At 65.6% G+C, this 2,874-nt stretch carries 3 protein-coding genes; all 3 read right to left on the reverse strand.

Going from position 1 to position 2,874, the window contains the following annotated elements:
* Positions 1-52: 52 nt before the first annotated feature.
* A complete protein-coding gene (locus tag RMO40_RS20525) occupies positions 53-826 on the reverse strand; it encodes a class I SAM-dependent methyltransferase (protein WP_309725322.1) in 774 nt (257 codons plus the stop codon).
* Positions 827-925: 99 nt separating this feature from the next.
* A complete protein-coding gene (gene aqpZ, locus RMO40_RS20530; RefSeq protein ID WP_309725324.1) occupies positions 926-1,624 on the reverse strand; it encodes an aquaporin Z in 699 nt (232 codons plus the stop codon).
* A gap of 59 nt (positions 1,625-1,683) precedes the next feature.
* Positions 1,684-2,766 (reverse strand): patatin-like phospholipase family protein, encoded by a 1,083-nt coding sequence (locus RMO40_RS20535; RefSeq protein WP_309725326.1) that lies wholly within the window; start codon positions 2,764-2,766, stop codon positions 1,684-1,686.
* Positions 2,767-2,874 lie beyond the last annotated feature (108 nt).

The raw sequence follows: 2,874 nt of genomic DNA on the forward strand, positions 1-2,874 counted from the left end.
TGGTGCCCTTCTCGCTCTTGCTCGTTAGGAAGGCCTGAATTGTAGAACAGGCTCAGCCCCGCGCGGTGTACTCGGAGAAGATGCCAAGCTCGACATGGCGCTTCGCATCGTGCAGACCCGCTGCGGCCAAGGCTCCCAGCACCTGCGGCGGTGCGATGCAGGTGGCAATGGTGTCCCAGTAATAGCGCCACAGCATCGGTGTGGCCGGTGCCTTCGATACAAAACGCGCCACCAGCGGCACGGCGCCGCGCATGTAGGCCTTCAGCAAGAGCGTGGCCCAGCGGCTCTGTGGTCGTGTGATCTCAAGGATCAGCAAACGACCACCCGGTTTGAGCACCCGGCGAAACTCGGTACACGCTGCCGAGAAATCGGCGATGTGGCGCAGCGCATAGCCCATCACCAGGAAGTCGACCGAAGCGTCGGGCACCGGGATCGACTCCGCGCGGCCCAGGCGGCACTCCACGCTGGCGGGCAGCGTGGCCTGCGCCATCATGCCGGGGCTGGGGTCGACACCGATGAGCCGGGTGGGCTCTTTTGTGATGTTCAGGATCTCTTGCGATACCAGGCCCGTGCCCATGCCCACGTCAACCACCTGCATGCCTGGTTTCAGGCCGGCGCGCTCCAAGGCGACGCGGCGGTAGTTCGAGCCGGTGCCCAGACCGAGGATTCGCTCGAGCCGGTTGTAGTCGACCGCGGTGTCGTCGAAGGTCTTGCGCAGAAAGCTCTCACGCGCCTCGAGATCGTTGCTGGCGTAATAGCCTGGGAGAGGCTGGTGCGGCAGTCGAACAGTTGCTTCGCTGTCGGGTCTGGCGGGTGTCTGGGGCATGCGTGTGGACTCGGTTGTTTGACGGCCAAGCCGCCATGTGAAGCATGGCGGCCCGGCTTGCCCGATGGTAGCGGCTCGCCCGGCGAGCCCCCTGCACCGTCAGGCCTTCTCTTCGCCCAGCCAGCGATAGAGCACGCCGCCGATCACGGCGCCGATGATGGGCGCCACCCAGAACAGCCACAGCTGTGACAACGCCCAATCACCGACGATGAGCGCCGGGCCCGTGCTGCGCGCGGGGTTCACCGAGGTGTTGGTGACGGGGATGCTGATGAGGTGGATCAGTGTCAAGGTGAGGCCGATGGCAATCGGCGCAAAGCCCGCCGGTGCACGTTTGTCGGTCGAGCCCATGATGATGAGCAGGAAGAACGCGGTCAGCACCACTTCGGCCACAAACGCAGCGGCGAGCGAATAGCCGCCGGGCGAATGCGCTTCGTAGCCATTGGAGGCCAGGCCACCGGCGAGACTGAAACCCGCTTTGCCGCTGGCGATGAAGTACAGCACCGCGGCCGCAGCCACCGCGCCAATCACCTGGGCAATGATGTACGCCGGCAGATCAGCCGCCTTGAAACGCCCACCCGCCACCAGGCCGATGGAGACCGCCGGGTTCAGGTGGCAACCCGAGATGTGGCCGATGGTGTAGGCCATGGTCAGCACGGTCAGACCGAAGGCAAACGACACGCCGAGCAGGCCGATGCCCACATTGGGAAACGCCGCAGCCAGCACCGCACTGCCGCAGCCACCCAGTACCAGCCAGAAAGTGCCGAGCAACTCGGCCGCGGCGCGTTTGGTCAGATTCATACCCTCTCCATGTTGTTGAGGGCGCTATTGATCCATGCCCGAACCAAGGCGTCAAGACATCAGAGCGGCTGTGCGTGCACGGGCTGGCCACCGCTTGCAAACGCAGCGAACTCGTCGCGCAGCCGCTCGCTTTCGGCCACGGCACGCGACCATGCGGCCACGCGTGCAGGGATGTTCTTGTCGTAGCGTTTGAAGTCGCTGCGGTCGGGTAGCTTGGCGTTGGGCAGTGTCGCGATCCACTCGGCGGTGGGTGAGACCACCACCACGTTGTCGAGGTGCGCGCTCGCACGGTGGCGGTGCTTCAAGACCTTGTCGAGCCAGCCGGGGATGACGGTTTTTTGAAAGTGCGGGTACAGCACCAGACCCTCGTTCATCGAGGCGTAGTTCAGGTGCAGGTGGTAGTCGGTGATGCCGCCGTCCCAATAGGCGCCATGGGGAGCACCGGGTATGTCGTGCACGGCGTCGAGCCAGAACGGGATCGAGCAGCTCGCGAGAATGCTCGGCTGCAGGTTCGCCGCGCTCAGCTTCACCGCATGCGTGCGGTAGTCGTGTGTGTGCAGTGGCAGCAGCTCGCGCGGGTCGGAGAAGATCACCCGCTCCAGCCACGCGCCCATCGCCTTGCGGCTCACCACGTTGGTGGCGAATGCTCCCAGGTAACCGAGCGGTGTGGTGAGCTTGGACAAGCGCCGGCCTTCGCGCTTGAGCACATGCCGACCGCGGCTGGTGAACACATGCAGGCGATAGCGTGGGTGATTCAGCACCTCGGCCTCGTGGCCGGCGAAGTGTTCGGTCAGCTTGGCACCAAACACCTCGCTCACATGCGAGGACGTGGGTGGCTTGCCGTGTTGGTGCTCGTACTCCTGGCGGATGTAGTCGTCGGCCATGCGCGCGAAAGCCTGCTTGGGGTCGTTCAGGCAGGCGGTCGCCATGCGCCAGGCGCCGATGGAGGCGCCGATCAGGTGCACCGGGTGCTCGGCCGCGTGCATCCACTCGCCAAAGATGTACTGGTCGAGCGGGCTCAGCACCAGCCCCTTGGGCCCTCCTGCCGCGCCGGGGATGGCGCGCACGTCCTGGGGGCGAAGGCCCTGTTCGCGCAGGCGTTTCAGCGCGCGCGGGCCGGCGTGGACCTGCAGGGCTTTCATCGCAACGATGCTTGGTCAGCGCTTCTGCAACTTTGCGAAGGCTGCGGCCATGGCGGATGCGCCTTGTGGCTGCGCCTGAGCCGGCGCACGGGCTGGGCCACCCGCACG

The organism is Rhizobacter sp., from assembly GCF_031412075.1.
Classification (GTDB): Bacteria; Pseudomonadota; Gammaproteobacteria; order Burkholderiales; family Burkholderiaceae_C; genus Rhizobacter.